The organism is Bradyrhizobium sp. CB82 (assembly GCF_029714405.1).
GTDB lineage: Bacteria > Pseudomonadota > Alphaproteobacteria > Rhizobiales > Xanthobacteraceae > Bradyrhizobium.
Window position 1 is genome coordinate 5,857,130 of sequence record NZ_CP121650.1, and the last position, 18,409, is coordinate 5,875,538.

Sequence of the window (18,409 nt, forward strand, 5' to 3'; positions counted from 1 at the left end):
GCGGTGGCGAAGCTCCTGCACCTGTCCAGCTCGCCGCGCGCCGACTCCGAATCGAGCGCCGGCGCGCATGTCTTCCTTGAGGGCTTCCGCCAGGCGCACCCGGATTGGGACATCGATGTGATGGACCTCTGGCGGGAGCGCATGCCCGAGTTCGTCGGCCCGATCGTCGAGGCCAAGTATGCGCGCATGAAGGCGCAGGCCTTCAACGACGCGCAACGCGACAGCTTTGCCGAGGCCGAGCGGATGGCGCTACGCTTCTCGCTCGCCGAGCGCGTGCTGATCTCGACGCCGATGTGGAATTTTTCCATCCCCTACAAGCTGAAGCAATGGTTCGACATCATCATCCAGCCCGGCCTGACCTTCCGCTTCGATCCGTCGCAGGGTTATTTTCCGCTGCTGAATGACCGGCCGACGCTGGTGATCCTGGCGAGCGGCAGCGACTATGCGACCGGCATGAACCGCGGCTGCATCGACATGGCGACACCCTATCTGCGCGAAGCGCTGCGCTTCATCGGCGTGAACGACGTGCGCTTCGTGCCGATCGGCCCGACGGCGGGACCGGTCGAGTCGATCCGCACCGCGCGCGAGGCCGCCCATCGCCGCCTCGCCGAGACGGCGAAGCGATTCTGACATCGCCCACACCTTCGCGGATGCGATTGTTCGCCGTGTCTTGCGGAGTAGCGCACACGTGACCGGCTGGTTGCAGCCAATGCCCAGCACGATTCCGAACTGTCCGCCCCCGGTGGTGCGCATATACCGAAACCTCGAACGCGCTGGCCATGCCGCCTCGCGGGGTGCCGCCATTGCGACGCGCCGAGCCACAGGTTCCCGCGCTGGGATCATCATGATCGTTCCCGCAGTCGGGAAAAATTTCCAAGAAGCTGAGCAACCGCGCACGTTCCGCAGGGTTGTCCGGTCAAAATGTACTTTCACGAGTGGAGGTGACCATGAGCATACTCAAAATAATAGCCGCGCTCTTCCTTGCTGGCGCTATATCGGTGGCCGGCAGCGCCGCATCTGCTGCGCCGCTATCATCCCTCTCCGCATCGGCAAAACCGGCTGATAGTGCGGTGCAGGTACGCTGGGGCGGTGGTTGGCACGGCGGTGGCTGGCACGGAGGCGGCTGGCACGGAGGCGGCTGGCGTGGAGGAGGCTGGGGTCTGGGTCTGGGTGCAGGACTTCTTGCGGGCGGATTGATCGCGGGCGCCATTGCAGCTCCCTACTATGGAGCTCCCTACTATGGAGCTCCCTACTATGGCGGCTACTACGATCCTTATTATTCATACGGCTACGCAGATTATTATAGTTATGGCGACCCGGTTTACGGGGGAGGATACGGCTATCCACCCGCTTATCCCCCTCCCTATCCGTACCGGCGCCACTTCTATGTAGGCCCCTACGGCTATTGACATAAGGGGATCTGGATTTCGGCGAGCGCTCAGCCACCGGCTTGGTGGCCGGGCGAGCGATGGTTGATTGGGTGTGACCTAGGGACCAGCTCTCGCATCAGAGCTCACGCTCCGCCCTCACCTGAACCAGTGCACCAGTCCGATGCTGATCCCGAGCAGCAACATCAGCGACAGCGTAACCGCCGCCGTCACCCGTCCCCCGACATTGGCGAGCACGCGCACGTCGACGCCGAGGCCGAGCGCGGCCATCGACACCACCGTGAGGAAGCTCGTGATCTTCGTCACTGGTCCCACCACCGTCACCGGCACGATCTCCAGCGAGCGCAAGGTGGCGAGCGCGAGGAAGCCGAGGATGAACCAGGGCACGAGCCGGAAGAAGCCGACGCTGGTCTTCTTCGTGCCGCCCTGCCGGCGCGAGGCAATGAGCGAGAGGCCGACGACGACCGGCCCCAGCATCAACACGCGCATCAGCTTCACGAGTGTTCCGATCTGCGTGCTGACCAGCCCCGCCGGCACGGTGGCGGCGAGCACCTGCGGCACGGCGTAGACCGTCAGCCCTGCGAGGATGCCATATTGCGTCGCCGTCAGTTGCAGGAGCGGGATCAGCAGCGGCAGGCCCAGCACCATCATCACGCCAAGGATAGCGGTGAAGGAGATCGAGGATGCGATCTCGTCATTGCTGGCCCCGATGATCGGCGCCACGGCGGCGATCGCCGAGTTGCCACAGATGGAATTGCCGCAGGCGATCAGGATCGACAGCCGTGTTGACAGGCCGAGCATGCGGCTTAAGCCAAACGAGACGCAGAGCGCGACCACGACCACCGCGGCGATCGCCGCGAGCAGAGTCACGCCGGACGCGGCGATCGCGGCAAAGCTGATGGAGGCCCCGAGCAGCATCACCGCGATTTCGAGGAGCTGCTTGGCGCTGAAGGCGACGCCGGCCTGCCAGCGTTCGGACGGTTTCCAGAAGCTGCGCACGGCCATGCCCAGCAGGATCGCCATCACCAGCGCCTCCACATAGGGATGTGCGAAGGCGTGCCGTTCCGTGGCTTCGAGAGCAGCCGAGATGCCGGCAATTCCGATGCAGAGGAGAACGCCTGGAATCAGCGCCGTAAGGCGGCCGGCGGTGGTCGCCGGTCTTGCGCCGGCTGAAGAGGATGCTTCGTTCTGGGCCACTCAAATCTCCCAAAGGAGAAGATTTTATGCGCGAGAGCGCGCAAGAGGGCAATATATTTTCAATTCGGGCTGACGGAAGCAAGCAATGCTCTTATGGACAATTCTCCAGCGCGCACAGACGGGCCGCGTCCAAAGGAGGGCGTTCGCGCACATTGCAGGCAAAGCGGAGCGTCTGCTCGGATGGCCTAGAAGATCAGGCCCTTGGTGAGGGAGGCGACGCGGCTAAAGCCGTCGAAAACGCCGGGCTCGAAGAAGGCGGCGCGGGCGAGCACGATGGCCCCGACCAGAGACCAGAACAACCCGGTGCCGGTCCATAGCAGATATTTGGAGGCGCGCGACACCGGCCGGTCGTCCCTTCCCGGGGCCAGTCGTTCGCCAAAAGGCTCGAAATTTGCGCGTTCCATCGCGAGGCCAATCCACTAATTTCTGAACGGAATGTCGTCGTTTCCGCCTCTGCCCGCAATGAAACTGATTGGCTTTTTTCGGCCTCGCGCGGGAAATTTCTTCCGCTGGGATAGACTGTGGCGATAGCTTTCTTCTTCGGCGTCTCCGCCCAAGCATCCTGCGTGCTGATCGTCGGCGCCGAGCACGAGGCGATGATCTGGACCCATCCGGGCATGACCACCTACTACCGCAACGCAAGCGGCCGGGTGTTCTCAGCGATGCCGTGGCGGTTCGTGGACTACTGGCGGATGACGCACGATCCCGATCTCGGCGACTACCGCCTGACGAAGGCGTGAAGCTGACGGCGCGCGGCGTCGGCCAGCGGCTGGGCGACGGGCGCCTGCGAGACGGGCGGTTGCGCAGGGGACGGCGCCGAACCGGCGCCATCGACCGCGCTGACGCGTGGCGCCTAAGTCCTCGGTGTGCGAACGAGAAAGGCCGGCGGCTGCGCCGGTCGTTTGGGCGATCGAACGTACGGCTCCCATTTCAGATATCTGGCGCGGCGCTTTCGCGAAATGCGATCGCGCGTGACATACCCCGCCGCGAACGAGGTCGCGGCGACCAGGACGAGGATGAGAGCGCCAAGCATTCGAACTATTCGTACGATGAGTCGGATCGTGCCTATCAATGCCAGCAGCCTAACCTCGATGTGGCCATTTCGAGGAAAATTAGAGACGACGTAAGATGATCCGTGATCGCATGTTTGCTCGCGCCTAGGAACTTTTGCGCGAGATGCGAAAAGAACGCGTTTCAACTTACGAGCGATGACGCTTCTTGCCTAGTGCATGATCATCAAGCCCGATGCGACGGCACTCACGCCGCCAGGCTGCTCTCGACCGGCGAGAACGGCAGACCGAGGCTCTCCGCTACCGCCTTGTTGGTAATGCGGCCGCGATAGACGTTGAGGCCGTTGCGCAAATGCGGATTCTCGAGCACGGCGGCAAAGCCCTTGCCCGCGAGCATCAGCCCGAAGGGCAGCGTGGCATTGTTCAGCGCCTGGCTCGATGTCACGGGCACCGCGCCCGGCATGTTCGCGACACAGTAATGCACGACGCCATCGACCTCGTAGGTCGGCTCGGCATGGGTCGTCGGACGCGAGGTCTCGAAACAGCCGCCCTGATCGATCGCAACGTCGACCAGCACGGCACCCGGCCGCATCGACTTGAGCATCGCGCGCGTAATTAATTTCGGAGCGCTCGCACCGGGCACCAGTACCGCGCCGATCACGACATCGGCGGAAAACACCTCGTCCTCGACGGACTCGATCGTGGAGAACCGCGTGCGCACGCGCCCAAGGAACATGTCGTCCAGTTCACGCAGGCGCGGGATGGAACGATCGATGACGGTGACCTCGGCGCCAAGGCCCGCCGCCATGCGTGCCGCCTGGGTTCCCACGACCCCGCCGCCGAGCACGACGACACGCGCCGGCTGCACGCCGGGCACGCCGCCGAGCAGCACGCCGCGTCCCCCTGCCGAACGCTTGAGCGCGGCACCGGCCGCCTCGATCGCGAGACGGCCGGCGACTTCGCTCATTGGCGCGAGCAGAGGGAGGTGGCCGTCCGCGTCAGTGACGGTTTCATAGGCAATGGCCGTGCAGCCGGAGGCGAGCAGCCCCTTGGTCTGCGCAGGATCCGGCGCGAGGTGAAGATAGGTGAAGAGGATCTGGTTCTCGCGAAGCTGCGTCCACTCGCTCTGCTGCGGTTCCTTCACCTTCACGATCATCTCGGAGTTGGCAAAGACCTCGCGCGCGTTGCCCGCAATCGCGGCGCCAGCCTTGCGGTAGATCTCGTCGGGAGCGCCGATGCCCTCGCCGGCACCGGTCTCGACCAAGACTTCATGCCCGGCCGCGGCATATTCACGAACCGCCCCCGGAGTGAGCCCGACCCGATATTCGTGCACCTTGATCTCCTTGGGAACACCAACGCGCATAGCGAGCTCCTTGCCTTAAGGTCTTGATTCTCCTTTTCATGTTAACGGCCGCGCTGGTTTGGTTTCGTGCAAATATCGGCTAGTTTCGGTACCCTGACGCCGGTTTCCGGCGCCGATTGCCCCTTCCACGCTGGAAACGAAACCTTGGCCCTCGACCGAAAAGATCTCGCGATCCTCGCGGAACTCACCACCAATGCGCGAGCCAGTCACACCGAACTCGCCAACAAGGTCGGCCTGTCGAGCACGGCGCTGGCGCGGCGACAGAAGGCGCTGGAGGACGACGGCTATATCCACGGCTACCAGGCCGCGCTCGATCTCGGTCAATTCGGCCTCACCACGACGGTGCTGGTGCGGATCGCGCTGGAGAGCCAGAGCGAGGAGGCGCTGAAGGCCTTCGAGGCGGAGGTGGTGAAGTGCCCCTCCGTCGTGCGCTGCTTCCTGATGTCGGGCACCGACGATTACATCCTGATCGTGCTCGCGCGCGACATCCAGGATTTCGAGCGTATCCACCGTACCGAGTTGTCGCGCCTGCCTCGCGTCGCGCGGGTGCAATCAAGCTTCGCGTTGCGCGAGGTCGTCAACCGCGCCGTGCCGATGGTGGTGTTCGCCGAGATGAAGCGCTAGGGCCTCTGTCATCTCACTGTCATCGAATGTGCCGAGAGCTGTTGGCTTCGCCATGTTCGGGACCCACCATGGACTATTTCAAACGCTTCAACTTCCCACAAGGCTGCCCATCACGGCGCGCTGATGATCAATGGCGGCATCCCGGTTTACATCCCGACCATCCGCAACGCGTGGGGTCTGATCGGACCGATGCGCTGGGAAGCGCTCGACGAAAAGGCGCTACGCGAGGCGATCCGCAACCTGGCGATCGCGACGCCTGCGCAGGGAGCGGCCGATCGCTCGGGGCCGGCGCGACCGCACCGCCGCCGGCGTCCATCCTCGGCCGCTGAGCACGCCGGATCTCCGCCTCAGGACGGAAAATCGGCCGCTTTCACATGGATGCGATCCGCATGCAGGGACCAGTGGTGCAACGCCTGGTCCTTGCAGAATTTCAGCTTGGCCTGCTCGGTCGCCTCGCTTTCACAGGAAGCGTCGATTTCCAGGGTTCCCTGGCAGACCTCACTCTGCCGGCCGTACTCGCCGAGCACGTCCTTCATGAACCTGACGACATAGCGTGACATAGGACCTCCTGCTGCCCCGGCAGAACTCTAATCCCATTTAGCCCCACGGAGGGAAGGAGATTTTGACGGGGATCAAATCAAGCGCCATTCCCATCCCGTTCCGTCAAGCGCCCGACCCTATCCTGGCGTGACCCCAAACGTCTTCCGGAAGCGCTCGGCGTAATGCGGCCAGACATCGGGGTTGATGATGCGTGGCGGCCGCTTGCCATCGAGCGCATCCAGGACCTGCTCGGCGGCGATCCGTCCCATGTTCTGGCGGGCCTCCCGGGTCACGCCCGCGGTGTGCGGGCTCGCCAGCACGTTGTCGAACTGAAGGAGCGGATGCTCGGGCGGCGGCGGCTCCTTGGACCAGACGTCGAGGCCGGCGCCCGCGATGCGCTTGTCGCGCAGGGCCTGCAGCAGCGCGTCCTCGTCGTGGATGAAGCCGCGCGCGGTGGTGACGAAATAGGCGTGCGGCTGCATCAGCGAAAACTCGCGCACGCCGATCATGCCCCGACTCTCTTTGGTCAGCGGACAGGAGATGGAGACGAAGTCGGACCGGCGCAGGAGTTCGTCGAGCTCGACCTTCTCGCCGCCCCGCCCGGCCATCACGTCTGCCGAGAGGTAGGGATCGTAAGCCAGGACCTTCATGCCCAAGATGGTGTTGCAGAGCGCGGCGATGCGGCGGCCGACATTGCCGAGCCCGACGATCCCGACGGTCTTGCCTCCGACCTCGTTGCCGATGAGATCGTTGCGGTTGACATCGCGCTCGCGCCGCAGACGGCGGTCCGACTGGATGATGCGCTTCGATAGCGTGAGCATCATCGCGAGCGCATGCTCGGCAACCGAATGGGCGTTACCGCCGGACTGGTTGACGACGAGCACGCCGGCCGCCGTGCACGCCTCGACATCGACCGGATCGAAGCCGGCACCGTTGGAGGAGACGATCAGCAGGTTCGGCGCGCGCTTCAACAGCTCGGCCTGGGCATGGAAATGCGGCGCGAGCTCGTCGCGCGCGGCGCCAATCTGATAGACGTGCGACGCCTCCAGGATCGGCGCAAAGAAATCTTCGGGGCTTTCATTTTCGATGCGATCGAGCCGGACGTCGCTCCGCGCCTTGAGGATGTCGACATAGATCGGATGTGCCAGATATTTGACGTAGAAGACGCGCTTGGTGTTGACGGGCATCGAAAGGCTTCCGGCTCCTCACAAGGAGGCATCGCGGGAGCGGCGCGAATTGCGCCCCTTCCAGGCCGTCCTCCCGTTGCTCTCGTTGCGGTTGCTTATGACACGACAGCGCCGGCCATGGCAGCCCAGGGAGCGCAGACCACCGTGCCGGTTCGGACATGTTGACAATCCCGCACGCCGCGTCAAGTTCGGGACCAAGGCGCCTATGAAGCGGCACCGCGCATAGACCAAAAAGATAGACCAATAATGATGTCGCGGAAGGGAGGACGAGATGACGATCGCGGAGCAGCAGACCCCGTCCCAGATGTCTCCCACCGAACGAAGCTGGCACGGCATCATCCTGCAAACCCTGAAGCGGAACGAGGTCAGCCTCGTGCCCTACGTGCCCGATCGTGTGCTGACGCCGCTGATCAAGGCCCTGCACGCCGATCCCTTCTTCACGAGCTTTGCGACCGCGCGCGAGGAGGAAGCCGTCGGCATCGTCTCGGGTGCCTGGATGGGCGGACGGCGGGGCGCGGTGCTCATGCAGACCTCGGGCTTTGCGACGCTCGCCAACGTGCTGGCCTCGCTCGCGGTGCCCTATCAGATCCCGCTGATCATGTTCGTGTCCGAGCGCGGCACGCTCGGCGAGTTCAACTATGGCCAGGCGCTGGTCTGCCGCACCATGCGCCCGGTGCTGGATTCGCTGGCGATCGAGCACCACACCATCACCCGGCTGGACGAGCTCGAATTCATCGTCGACCGCTCGATCAGGCAGGCCGTCACTACCCAGGCGCCGGTGGCGCTGATCCTCAACCCGCTGCTCACCGGCGGGAAGGTTTTTGACAAGTGAGATCAACCATGAACGCCCGCAACACCAAGGTGATGAACCGCTTTGACGTCACCTCTCGCCTCATCGCGAAGCTGAACAATGAGGAAGCCGTGATCGGAGGCATCGGCAATACCAATTTTGACCTCTGGGCCGCCGGCCACCGCCCGCAGAATTTTTACATGCTTGGCAGCATGGGGCTCGCTTTCCCGATCGCGCTCGGGGTCGCGCTGGCGCAGCCTGAGCGCCGGGTCATTGCGCTCGAAGGCGACGGCTCGCTGTTGATGCAGCTCGGCACGCTGTCGACGATCGCGACGTTGAAGCCGAAGAACCTCACCATGATTGTGATGGACAACGGCATTTACCAGATCACCGGTGCGCAGCCGACGCCGGCCGCTGGCGTGGCCGATGTCGTGGCGATTGCGGCGGGCTCGGGTCTCGCCAACAGCGCCTGGGCCGCGGATGAAGACGATTTCGAGCGGCTGGTCGAGAGCTCGCTGACGGCCTCGGGACCGAGTCTCATTGCCGTGCGCATCGACGACAAGCCGGGTGTCGGCACCACGCGCCGCGATCCCGTACAGATCCGCGAGCGATTCATGCACGGCCTCGGCGTGCGGCAACCGCTTTGAACACGCGAAGGCCCCGCGGGAATATCCTCCGCGGGGCCTCGCTTCCCATCCACGACCATCAGTCGATGATCCTGATGACCTTGCGCGTGCGTGGCTCGACGATGACGCGGCGGTCGTTCACGACCGCATAGTCATATTCCCTGTAATTCGGCACCGGGTGCAACACGACGGTCGGCGGCAGTGGCTCGCCGACCACGACGTGCTCGTGGACCACGACCGAGTTGTCCCGTGGAATGCCGCCCAGCACTGCATTCGGAATTTCGAGACCGGCGCCAACGGCCGCGCCGACCGTGCCGCCCACCATCGCGCCGACCGGACCACCAATCTCGCCGCCGGCCCGCGCACCGTTCGCAGCGCCCTCGGCGGTGGTCGACTGGGCAAAGGCTGCGCTTGACGCCAGCAGCAAAACGCCAGCCAACGAAATCGCAAGACGGGTCTTCATGTCCCTCTCTCCGGATTGTTTGCTCGTGCGCGGTCAACCGCGGGACCCCCGTGATAGTTCCGGGTTCCCAAGCGGCCGCGACGAGCCCCGATCCAGAGAGTGTTACTGCGTAACGGTTTTACGCCGCAGCGATCTCGTGACCCGCCATCAGTTCGAGCGCGCGCACCATCGCCGAATGATCCCACGCCTTGCCGCCATGCGCGGTGCAGGCCGAGAACAATTGCTGCGCGACCGCCGTGCTTGGCAGAGAGAGCCCGAGCGCTCGTGCGCCCTCAAGCGCGAGGTTGAGATCCTTCTGGTGCAGCTCGATACGGAAGCCCGGATCGAAATTGCGCTTCACCATGCGCTCGCCATGGACTTCGAGGATTCGCGACGAAGCAAAGCCGCCCATCAGCGCCTGCCGCACCAACGCGGGGTCCGCACCTGCCTTCGAGGCGAACAGCAACGCCTCGCTCACCGCCTCGATCGTCAACGCGACGATGATCTGGTTCGCGACCTTCGTGGTCTGGCCGTCGCCATTGGCGCCGACACGGGTGACGTTCTTGCCCATCTTGTCGAAAACGCCCTTCATCGTGTTGAAGGCGCGCTCCGGGCCGCCGATCATGATGGTGAGGCTCGCCGCCTTGGCGCCGACCTCGCCGCCCGACACCGGTGCGTCGAGATAATCGGCTCCGAGCGCCTCGATTCTCTTGGCAAACTCCTTCGTCGCCAGCGGCGAGATCGAACTCATGTCGACGACAATCTTGCCCTTGGAGATGCCGCTCGCGACGCCGTCCTTGCCGAACAGTACGGCCTCCACATGCGGCGTATCCGGCACCATGATGATGACGGCATCCGCCTCCTCCGCGACCTCCTTCGCCGATTTGCAGGCGACGCCGCCGGCCGCGATCAGCTCGGGCGCAACCGGTGCGACGTCGTGCAGGAAGAGACGATAGCCCGCCGCCAGGAGATGGCTGGCCATCGGCCGTCCCATGGTGCCAAGTCCAATGAATCCGATATCGATCATGATGAGTTCCTCTAGATTTGGGTTCAGTCGATCCACGGCTCGGTGCATCTCTCCCGCTTGCGGGAGAGGTCGGCGCGAAACGCCGGGTGAGGGTTTTATCCACTCAGGGATTTTAGCGGTCTACTCAGCAATCCCACCGCGGGGCACCCTCACCCCAACCCTCTCCCGCAAGCGGGAGAGGGAGCGCACTGTCGCCGTGGTTACATTCTAAGGTCCCGCTCAAGTCTCGAAAGTCTGCGCCGCGTGCCAGGACAGGCCTTCCAGCGTCGTGGTGCGCGGCTTGTATTCGCAGCCGACCCAACCGCGATAGCCGATCGCGTCGAGATGGCGGAACAGGAAGGGATAGTTGATTTCGCCCGTGCCCGGCTCGTGGCGGCCGGGATTGTCGGCGAGCTGGATGTGCGCAATGCGGTCGAGATATTCCTGCATGGTGCGGGCGAGGTCGCCCTCCATGATCTGCATGTGATAGATGTCGTACTGGATAAAGAGGTTGCTCGAGCGCACCTCGGTGATGAGCTGCACCGCCTGCTCGGTGCCATTGAGGAAGAAGCCGGGAATATCGAGCGTGTTGATCGGCTCGATCAGCAGCTTGATATTCTCGCGCGCCAACGTCGTGGCGGCGAAGCGCAGGTTTCCGACCAGCGTTTCGTTCAGCTCGCGCGGATCGGCATCGGCCGGCGCAATGCCGACGAGGCAGTTGACTTGGTCGCAATCGAGCGCCTTGGCATAGTCGATGGTGCGGAACACGCCGTCGCGGAATTCGGCGACGCGATCGGGAAGGATCGCGATGCCACGCTCGCCGCCCGCCCAGTTGCCGGCTGGAAGATTGTGCAACACCTGCGTGAGCCCGTGAGCCTCGAGCTGTTCGCGTAGCAGCCCCTTTTCGAAATCGTAGGGAAAGAGATATTCAACCCCGTTGAAGCCTGCGGCCTTCGCCGCGGCAAAGCGGTCGACAAACGGCATCTCGTTGAAGAGCATGGTGAGGTTGGCGGCAAATTTCGGCACGATGCTGTTCTCCCTATTCCGCCGGCTGCAACACGCCCGGGCGCGTGCCCTCGACCTCATCGAGCGGCAGATCGAGCACTTCCTCGAACTCGACGATGTTGTCGATCTCCGTTCCCATCGCGATGTTGGTGACGCGTTCGAGGATGAACTCGACCACCACCGGCACGCGGTGTTTCGCCATCAACTCACGCGCTGTCGCGAACGCGGCGTGCGCGTCCTTGGGATCGGTGACGCGGATCGCCTTGCAGCCAAGGCCTTCGGCGACCGCAACGTGGTCGACGCCGTAGACGCCGAGCTCGGGCGCGTTGATGTTCTCGAAGGAAAGCTGGACATGATAGTCCATATCGAAGCCGCGCTGCGCCTGGCGGATCAGGCCGAGATAGGAGTTGTTCACGACAACGTGGATGTAGGGCAGATTGAACTGCGCGCCGACCGCGAGCTCCTCGATCAGGAACTGGAAGTCGTAATCGCCCGACAATGCCACGATGTCGCGATCCGGACACGCTGCGCGCACGCCGAGGGCCGCAGGCAGCGTCCAGCCAAGCGGGCCGGCCTGTCCGGCGTTGATCCAGTTGCGCGGCTTGTAGACGCCCAAAAACTGCGCGCCGGCGATCTGCGAAAGACCAATCACGGTGACATAGGTGGTGTCGCGTCCGAACGCCTTTGTCATCTCCTCATAGACGCGCTGTGGCTTGATTGGGACATTATCGAAATGGCTCTTGCGCAGCATCGAACGCTTGCGATCTCGGCAGGCCGCGGGCCACGCCTGGCGCTCGCGCAACCTGCCTGTCCGCCGCCACTCCCTGGCGACGGTAACGAACAACTCCAGAGCTGCCCTCGCATCCGAGACGATGCCGAGATCGGGATTGAAGACGCGCCCGATCTGCGTCGGCTCGATGTCGACATGCACGAATTTGCGGCCCTTGGTGTAGGTCTCGATTGAGCCGGTGTGCCGGTTGGCCCAGCGATTGCCGATGCCGAGAACGAAATCGGATTCGAGCATGGTGGCATTGCCGTAGCGGTGACTGGTCTGCAGCCCGACCATGCCGGCCATCAGAACGTGATCGTCGGGGATCGCGCCCCACCCCATCAGCGTCGGGACAACAGGCACGTTCACGGTCTCGGCGAATTCGACGAGCAGGTCGGAGGCATCGGCGTTGATGATACCGCCACCCGCCACGATCAGCGGCCGTTCGGCGGCGTTCAGCATCTCCAGCGCCTTCTCGACCTGCTTGCGCGTCGCGGTCGGTTTGTAGACAGGCAGCGGCTCATAGGTCTCGTCGTCGAACTCGATCTCGGCGAGCTGCACGTCGAGCGGCATGTCGATCAGCACCGGGCCGGGGCGCCCCGAGCGCATCACGTGAAAGGCCTGGCTGAACACGCGCGGCACCAGCGCGGGTTCGCGCACGGTGACTGCCCATTTGGTCACGGGCGTTGCGATGGATTCGATATCGACCGCCTGAAAGTCCTCCTTGTAGAGCCGCGCGCGCGGCGCCTGGCCGGTGATGCAGAGGATCGGAATGGAATCGGCAATCGCCGAATAGAGCCCGGTGATCATGTCGGTACCGGCTGGCCCTGACGTACCGATGCAGACGCCGATATTGCCGGCCTTCGCCCGCGTATAGCCCTCCGCCATGTGGGAGGCGCCCTCGACATGGCGCGCCAGGATGTGGCGGATCGAGCCGCGTTTCTTCAGCGCGGAGTAGAGCGGATTGATCGCGGCCCCGGGAACGCCGAAGGCGGTCGAGATGCCTTCCTTCTCCAGAATTCGCACGGCTGCATCGACGGCTCGCATCTTCGCCATATCGGACCTCGCTCGGTTGCCTCACTTCGAGCGTGATCATCAGGCGCGCGCAGGCTGCGCTCAACGAGATCGATTTTATTTTCCACGATGCGGCAGCCGCAGAAAAATTGCGGCTGTCTCAATCGGTTAGATCGAGATACGCGTGAAAGCGGCTACTCGAACAGCGGCGCGAGCTCCATCTGCGGCACCAGTACGAGCCCCTTGTCAGTGATGCGAATTTCCGGAATGACCGATAGGGGGATCAGATTGAAGCCCATGTAGGGGATGGTGCAGCCGGCTTCCGCCCATTCCGTCTTCAGCGCTCGCACCTCCTCGGCGACCTCGGTGACGCGCTTGTCCGAGAGCAGCCCTGCGATCGGCAGCGGCACCAGCGCCCTCACCTTGCTATCAGCGACGACGCAGACGCCGCCCTGACGCTCCTTGATGGCTGATATCGCCACCTGCATGTCGGCTTCGTTGGTTCCGGCGACGATGATGTTGTGGCTGTCGTGCCCGACACTGGAGGCCACCGCGCCGCGCTTGAGGCCAAAGTCCTTCAGCAGGCCATAGGCGACGTTGCCGGCCGATTTGCCGTGGCGCTCGACCACCGTCACGAAGCACAGGCCGTGCCGCGCAAACAGCGTCGCCCAATCCTTCGCCGGCTCTATTCTGACCTTCTCGTGGATCAGCGTGATGCCGGGAAGCGCGGTCTTGATCGCGTTGACAGTGCAAGCCTTCGCCGGCAGCTCCGGCGTCAGCTTGAGCTGTTCCGGCAGCTTGACGGTCGCATAGGCCGCCTTCGGATATTGATAGCGCTGCGACAGCGCCTGATCGAGGAGCTCTGTGATCCTGCCCTTCTCGACGACCAGTTCGCCGCCATACCAGGTGCATTGCGGCTTCAGATTGTCATCCATCAGCACGAGATCGGCGCGCCGGCCGCCGCCGAGGCCGCCGATCTCGCCCTCCATGTTGAAGCGCGTCGCGCCATGCAGCGAGCCCATCGACCAAGCCTGCTCCGGCGACATCCCCGCCTTCACCGCCTCGCGCACCACCCAGTCCAGGCCAAACAGGAAGAGATCGTCGGCATCGCGGTCGTCGGTGCACACCGCCATGCGCTTGTGCGAGGCACCGAGCTCGGTGATGGTGCGGATCGCCTGCGGCAGCGAGTGCCAGGGCGTCGTCGGCGGCCCGCCGCGCAGGAAGACCCAGACACCCGCATCGAGCAGGTCATCGGCGATATCGCGATCGATCGCCTCGTGCGTGTCGGTGACGCCGCTTGCCGCATAGGCTGCGACGAATTCGCGGCCATAGACATGACCCGACACCGGACGCCCGCGCTTGAGCGCAGCGGCAAGGATCGCATGGCTGCGCTCATCGCCCATAGTCACCGGCACGAAATCCATCTTCTCACCGAGCGCGACCGCCTCCGGCCAGCGATCGAACAGGCCGGCGATCTTGTCGGGCGTGAGGTCGCCGCCGGCAGTCTCCAGCTCACGCGAGGTCGCAGGCACCGTCGACGGCACCGTCAGAAAGATCGACAGCGGCGCCTCGCGCGCGTCCAGAAGCATCGCCTCGACACCGGCGACGTCCATGACGTTGCCGATCTCGTGGCTGTCGCAGAAGATGGTGGTCGTGCCGTTCAGCAGCGCGGCCTCGGCATAGGCACAGGCCGTCACCATCGAGGATTCGATGTGGATATGCGGATCGACGAGCCCCGGCGCGATGATGCCGCCGGCAGCGTCATAAACCGCCACGCCGCTCCAGGCCTTTTTGGCCGTGCCCGCCGGCTTCACCGCTGCGATCCGGCCGCCCGTGATCCAGACCTCGCGGTTCGGATGGACGCGCTCCGAATAGGTCGACAGCACCCGCGCCCCCGTGATGACGAGGTCAGGCGCGACGCGCCCGGACGCAACATCGGCAAGGCGGCGGGTCATGTCATACAGCGGCGCGACGGCAAAGCGGGTCAGTCGGGTCATCAGACTCTCGCAGGGCGTGATTGGCCCGCGATGGTTGCGCCCTCCGTGTGCAGGGGCAACTCAAATAAAACGGCACCGCTGCTTACGCATTGGGCAAACGGGACAGATGCCCCGTCTTCAACCCCTGTCGGCGGCCTGGGGCACCGCGCCGCCCAGCGCCGCCGTCAGTTCTGCCGCCACCTCGCGCACCATCCGCCCAATTTCCGGTAACCGCGCGTCCGTGATGCGGCTCGTCATGCCGGAGACGGAGATCGCGGCGAGCGGCTCGGCGCTGGGGTTGTAGACCACGGCCGCGACGCAGCGAAGGCCGATCTGCGCCTCCTCATCGTCCACCGCAAAACCCTGCTTGCGGATCGTCGCGAGCTCCCTGAACAGGTCACTCGGCCGCACGATCGACTTCTCCGTGAGCCTCGGCATGCCGTGATGCCGGATAACCGCGCCGACATCCTCGTCCGAATAGGTCGCCAGCACGGCCTTGCCGACGCCGGAGGTCACCATCGCGACACGGCCACCGACCTTGGTCAGCGAGCGCATGATCTCGCGGCTCTCCATGCGCGTCAGCACGATGATGAACTCGTCGTCGACGACGGCGAGGTTGGCGGTCTCGCGGGTGAGATCGCGCAGCTTGCGAAGGTAGGGAATGGCCTGCGCCGTGAAATTGCGCCGCCGCGCGAAGCTGGCGCCGACGGTAAAACTGCGTACGCCGACGTGCCATTTTGATTCGGCGCGATCGAACTGCACGAAGCGGCGGCTTTCCAGAGTCGCCAGCAGGCGATGAACGGTCGATGCCGACAGCCCGGTGCGCACGGCGAGATCGCTCAGGCGATAGCCTTCGTCGTCCTCGGCCAGCGTCTCGATGATCGACAGCGCGCGGTCGACCGACTGCACGCCGCCGTCGCGCGCCTCGGGATCAGCCTCCGCAGGCGATCGAGGTTCGAGTGACTTGCGCCGGATCACGTTCTTGCTCATCGCGACCTGCCTCTGCCCGCGATCTTACCTCTCCCCATCGGCGAGAGGTCGATTTGCGCAGCAAATCGGGTGAGGGGTCTCAGGTCCACGGATGGCGCGGAGCCCCTCACCCGGCGCTCCGCGCCGACCTCACCTATGGGAGAGGTTCAGCACCTCCGACGTGGCGGCAATTCAAGTGCGCTTTGCCCGATGGGAGCACAATACCGCTCCGGAGACTTCCGAAGCGGCATCTCTTCTTCGCCAGCTCAGAGCAGCCCTGCCCCGCGCGCCCACTTGTACTTGGCGCCGAGAACCTCGACCGGCAGCTCGGTCGAATAGGCGTAGGCCGGGATGCCGTGTTGGTAGAGATATTCGGCGGCCTCTTCGACCTCGACGTCGCCGGCGAGCGAGGCGACCATGGGCTTCACGAAGCCCTTGGCCTCCATCTCCTTCTTCACCTCAACCATGTTGCGCGCGAACACCATCGGCGGGGTGACGATCGTGTGCCAGTAACCGAGAATCAGCGCGTGGATGCGATCGTCGGAGAGACCGAGCTTCACCGTGTTGACGTAGGTGATCGGCGGCTCGCCGCCGGTGATATCCACAGGATTTCCGGCCGCGCCGAACGGCGGGATGAACTTGCGGAAGGCCGCATCGAGATCCGGCGGCATCGACATCAGCGACAGGCCGTTGTCGACACAGGAGTCCGACAGCAGCACGCCCGAGCCGCCGGCACCGGTGATGATCAGCACGTTCTCGCCCTTCGGCGTCGGCAGCACCGGCACGCCGCGGGCGAATTCGAGCAGCTGACGCAGGGAGCGCGCGCGGATCACGCCGGACTGCTTGAACACGTCCTCATAGATCCTGTCGTTGCCGGCCAGCGCGCCGGTGTGCGAGGATGCCGCCTTGGCGCCAGCCGAGGTGCGGCCGGCCTTGAGCACGACGACCGGTTTCATCTTGGAGACGCGCTTGGCGGCTTCCGCAAAGGCGCGACCGTCCTTGAGGTCCTCGCAGTGCTGCGCGATCAGGTTGGTGTTCGGATCCTGCTCGAAGAAGGCGAGCAGATCGTCCTCGTCGATATCAGACTTGTTGCCGAGGCCGACGATCGCGGAGACGCCCATCTTCGCCGAGCGCGAGAAGCCGATGATGGCCATGCCGATGCCGCCCGACTGCGACGACAGCGCCGCGTGGCCCTTCACGTCATAGGCCGTGCAGAAGGTCGCGCAGAGATTTGCGGGCGTATAGTAGAAGCCGTAGATGTTCGGCCCCATCAGGCGGATGTCGTACTTCTTGCCGACCTCGACGATCTCCGCCTGGAGCTCCGGCGCCCCCGCTTCCGCGAACCCTGACGGAATCAGAACGGCACCCGGGATCTTCTTCTCGCCGCATTCGGTCAGCGCGCCGGCAACGAACTTTGCAGGGATCGCGAACACCGCGACGTCGACCACGCCCGGCACGTCCTTGACACTCTTATAGGCCTTGTAGCCGAGGATCTCGGCGGCCTTGGGATGGATTGGAATGATCTCACCCTTGTAGCCGCCGTTGATGAGATTCTTCATCACGGAGTTGCCGATCTTGCCGTCTTCGGCCGAGGCACCGATCACCGCGACCGCCTTCGGCTGCATGATGCGGTTCATCGCCGCGACGATCTCCTCCGTCGGACGCGGCTTCGGCTTGGGCTTGTAGGCGAAGTCGACGACGATGCGTACGTCAGCAGCGGTCGCATCCTTTGGGGTCGCGAACACCGGGTTGAGATCGAGCTCGACAATCTCCGGGAAGTCCGTGACGAGCCGCGAGACCTTGACGATGACGTCGGCAAGCGCCGTGCGGTTCACCGGCTCGCCGCCGCGAACGCCCTTCAGGATCTCACGCGCCTGGATGCCGTCGAGCATCGACAGCGCATCCTCCTCGGTTGCGGGTGCGAGGCGGAAAGTGATGTCCTTCAACACCTCGACCAGCACGCCGCCGAGGCCGAAGGCAACCAGCTTGCCGAAGGAACCGTCGGTGATCGAGCCGACGATGACCTCGGTGCCGCCGGCCAGCATCTGCTGGACCTGGATGCCCTCGATCTTGGCATCAGCCTTGTACTTCTTGGCGTTGGAAAGAATGGTCTCGTAGGCTTTCTCGGCGTCCTGCGCCGTTTTGACGCCGACGATGACGCCGCCGGCTTCGGTCTTGTGGAGAATGTCGGGCGAGACGATCTTCATCACGACCGGGAAGCCCATGGAGGAAGCCATCTTGCCGGCCTCGCCCGCCGACTTCGCCACCCCCTCCTTTGGCACCGGAATGCCATAGGCATCGCAGACGAGCTTGCCTTCGGGGGCCGTCAGGCTGGTCCGGTTGTCGGCCTTGACCTGGTCAAGCACCCTGCGGACGGCCTCTTTGGAATTCGACATGTGGTTTCTCCCTTGACCTCAGATCTTGCTTTGCAAGGCGCGCGTATGCGGCTGCCCGTGATGCTTGCCATTTGCCGCGCCTGGTTCCATGCGACGGAACGGAGGGC

The 18,409-nt window shown here is 64.3% G+C and carries 18 protein-coding genes and 1 pseudogene; 7 read left to right on the top strand and 12 right to left on the bottom strand.

Annotation, left to right across the window (positions count from 1 at the left end; all coding sequences use genetic code 11):
- Positions 1-3 precede the first annotated feature (3 nt).
- Both QA640_RS28565 and QA640_RS28570 read left to right on the top strand, forming a co-directional pair.
- On the top strand, positions 4-630 hold the full coding sequence (locus QA640_RS28565) for an NAD(P)H-dependent oxidoreductase (protein ID WP_283036207.1): 627 nt from the start codon (positions 4-6) through the stop codon (positions 628-630).
- Between the two features lie 317 nt (positions 631-947).
- Positions 948-1,409, top strand: coding sequence for a hypothetical protein (locus tag QA640_RS28570; RefSeq protein ID WP_283036208.1), 462 nt, complete (start codon positions 948-950; stop codon positions 1,407-1,409).
- Between the two features lie 117 nt (positions 1,410-1,526).
- Here the strand turns inward: QA640_RS28570 and QA640_RS28575 are convergent, their stop codons facing one another.
- Positions 1,527-2,585 carry a putative sulfate exporter family transporter gene (locus QA640_RS28575; protein WP_283036209.1) on the bottom strand — a complete coding sequence of 353 codons (1,059 nt, stop codon included), beginning with the start codon at positions 2,583-2,585 and terminating at the stop codon, positions 1,527-1,529.
- A gap of 185 nt (positions 2,586-2,770) precedes the next feature.
- On the bottom strand, positions 2,771-2,989 hold the full coding sequence (locus QA640_RS28580) for a hypothetical protein (RefSeq protein WP_283036210.1): 219 nt from the start codon (positions 2,987-2,989) through the stop codon (positions 2,771-2,773).
- 117 nt (positions 2,990-3,106) lie between these two features.
- Between QA640_RS28580 and QA640_RS28585 the strand changes: the two genes are divergently transcribed.
- Positions 3,107-3,325, top strand: a complete 219-nt coding sequence (locus tag QA640_RS28585; RefSeq protein WP_283036211.1) for a hypothetical protein — start codon at positions 3,107-3,109, stop codon at positions 3,323-3,325.
- 517 nt (positions 3,326-3,842) lie between these two features.
- Here the strand turns inward: QA640_RS28585 and ald are convergent.
- Entirely contained in the window at positions 3,843-4,958 is a 1,116-nt protein-coding gene (gene ald, locus QA640_RS28590; RefSeq protein WP_283036212.1) for an alanine dehydrogenase, read from the bottom strand.
- A 144-nt stretch (positions 4,959-5,102) separates the two neighbouring features.
- Here ald and QA640_RS28595 point away from each other — a divergent pair, with 144 nt between their 5' ends.
- Together QA640_RS28595 and QA640_RS28600 are read left to right on the top strand one after the other, a co-directional pair.
- Positions 5,103-5,582, top strand: a complete 480-nt coding sequence (locus QA640_RS28595; protein ID WP_283036213.1) for an Lrp/AsnC family transcriptional regulator — start codon at positions 5,103-5,105, stop codon at positions 5,580-5,582.
- Positions 5,583-5,669: 87 nt separating this feature from the next.
- Positions 5,670-5,822, top strand: a pseudogene (locus QA640_RS28600) (hypothetical protein); the annotation flags it as partial.
- Between the two features lie 107 nt (positions 5,823-5,929).
- Here the strand turns inward: QA640_RS28600 and QA640_RS28605 are convergent.
- The gene (locus QA640_RS28605; protein ID WP_283036214.1) at positions 5,930-6,142 is read right to left on the bottom strand and encodes a hypothetical protein; all 213 of its coding nucleotides are present in this window, start codon (positions 6,140-6,142) and stop codon (positions 5,930-5,932) included.
- Between the two features lie 117 nt (positions 6,143-6,259).
- Positions 6,260-7,309 (bottom strand): hydroxyacid dehydrogenase, encoded by a 1,050-nt coding sequence (locus QA640_RS28610; protein ID WP_283036215.1) that lies wholly within the window; start codon positions 7,307-7,309, stop codon positions 6,260-6,262.
- Between the two features lie 271 nt (positions 7,310-7,580).
- Between QA640_RS28610 and QA640_RS28615 the strand changes: the two genes are divergently transcribed.
- Both QA640_RS28615 and QA640_RS28620 read left to right on the top strand, forming a co-directional pair.
- Positions 7,581-8,141, top strand: coding sequence for a thiamine pyrophosphate-binding protein (locus tag QA640_RS28615; protein ID WP_283036216.1), 561 nt, complete (start codon positions 7,581-7,583; stop codon positions 8,139-8,141).
- An 8-nt stretch (positions 8,142-8,149) separates the two neighbouring features.
- On the top strand, positions 8,150-8,746 hold the full coding sequence (locus QA640_RS28620; protein ID WP_283036217.1) for a thiamine pyrophosphate-dependent enzyme: 597 nt from the start codon (positions 8,150-8,152) through the stop codon (positions 8,744-8,746).
- A gap of 58 nt (positions 8,747-8,804) precedes the next feature.
- Here the strand turns inward: QA640_RS28620 and QA640_RS28625 are convergent, their stop codons facing one another.
- The 7 genes from QA640_RS28625 to QA640_RS28655 form a co-directional block, all read right to left on the bottom strand.
- Complete coding sequence (locus tag QA640_RS28625) at positions 8,805-9,188, bottom strand: DUF1236 domain-containing protein (RefSeq protein WP_283036218.1); 384 nt, start codon at positions 9,186-9,188, stop codon at positions 8,805-8,807.
- A gap of 118 nt (positions 9,189-9,306) precedes the next feature.
- Complete coding sequence (locus QA640_RS28630) at positions 9,307-10,194, bottom strand: 2-hydroxy-3-oxopropionate reductase (RefSeq protein ID WP_283036219.1); 888 nt, start codon at positions 10,192-10,194, stop codon at positions 9,307-9,309.
- Positions 10,195-10,413: 219 nt separating this feature from the next.
- Positions 10,414-11,199 carry a hydroxypyruvate isomerase gene (gene hyi / locus QA640_RS28635; protein WP_283036220.1) on the bottom strand — a complete coding sequence of 262 codons (786 nt, stop codon included), beginning with the start codon at positions 11,197-11,199 and terminating at the stop codon, positions 10,414-10,416.
- 13 nt (positions 11,200-11,212) lie between these two features.
- A complete protein-coding gene (gcl, locus tag QA640_RS28640) occupies positions 11,213-13,003 on the bottom strand; it encodes a glyoxylate carboligase (RefSeq protein WP_283036221.1) in 1,791 nt (596 codons plus the stop codon).
- Between the two features lie 152 nt (positions 13,004-13,155).
- Complete coding sequence (locus QA640_RS28645; protein ID WP_283036222.1) at positions 13,156-14,958, bottom strand: adenine deaminase C-terminal domain-containing protein; 1,803 nt, start codon at positions 14,956-14,958, stop codon at positions 13,156-13,158.
- 117 nt (positions 14,959-15,075) lie between these two features.
- Positions 15,076-15,927 carry an IclR family transcriptional regulator gene (locus QA640_RS28650; protein ID WP_283036223.1) on the bottom strand — a complete coding sequence of 284 codons (852 nt, stop codon included), beginning with the start codon at positions 15,925-15,927 and terminating at the stop codon, positions 15,076-15,078.
- Positions 15,928-16,172: 245 nt separating this feature from the next.
- Positions 16,173-18,302 carry an acetate--CoA ligase family protein gene (locus QA640_RS28655; protein WP_283036224.1) on the bottom strand — a complete coding sequence of 710 codons (2,130 nt, stop codon included), beginning with the start codon at positions 18,300-18,302 and terminating at the stop codon, positions 16,173-16,175.
- Positions 18,303-18,409 lie beyond the last annotated feature (107 nt).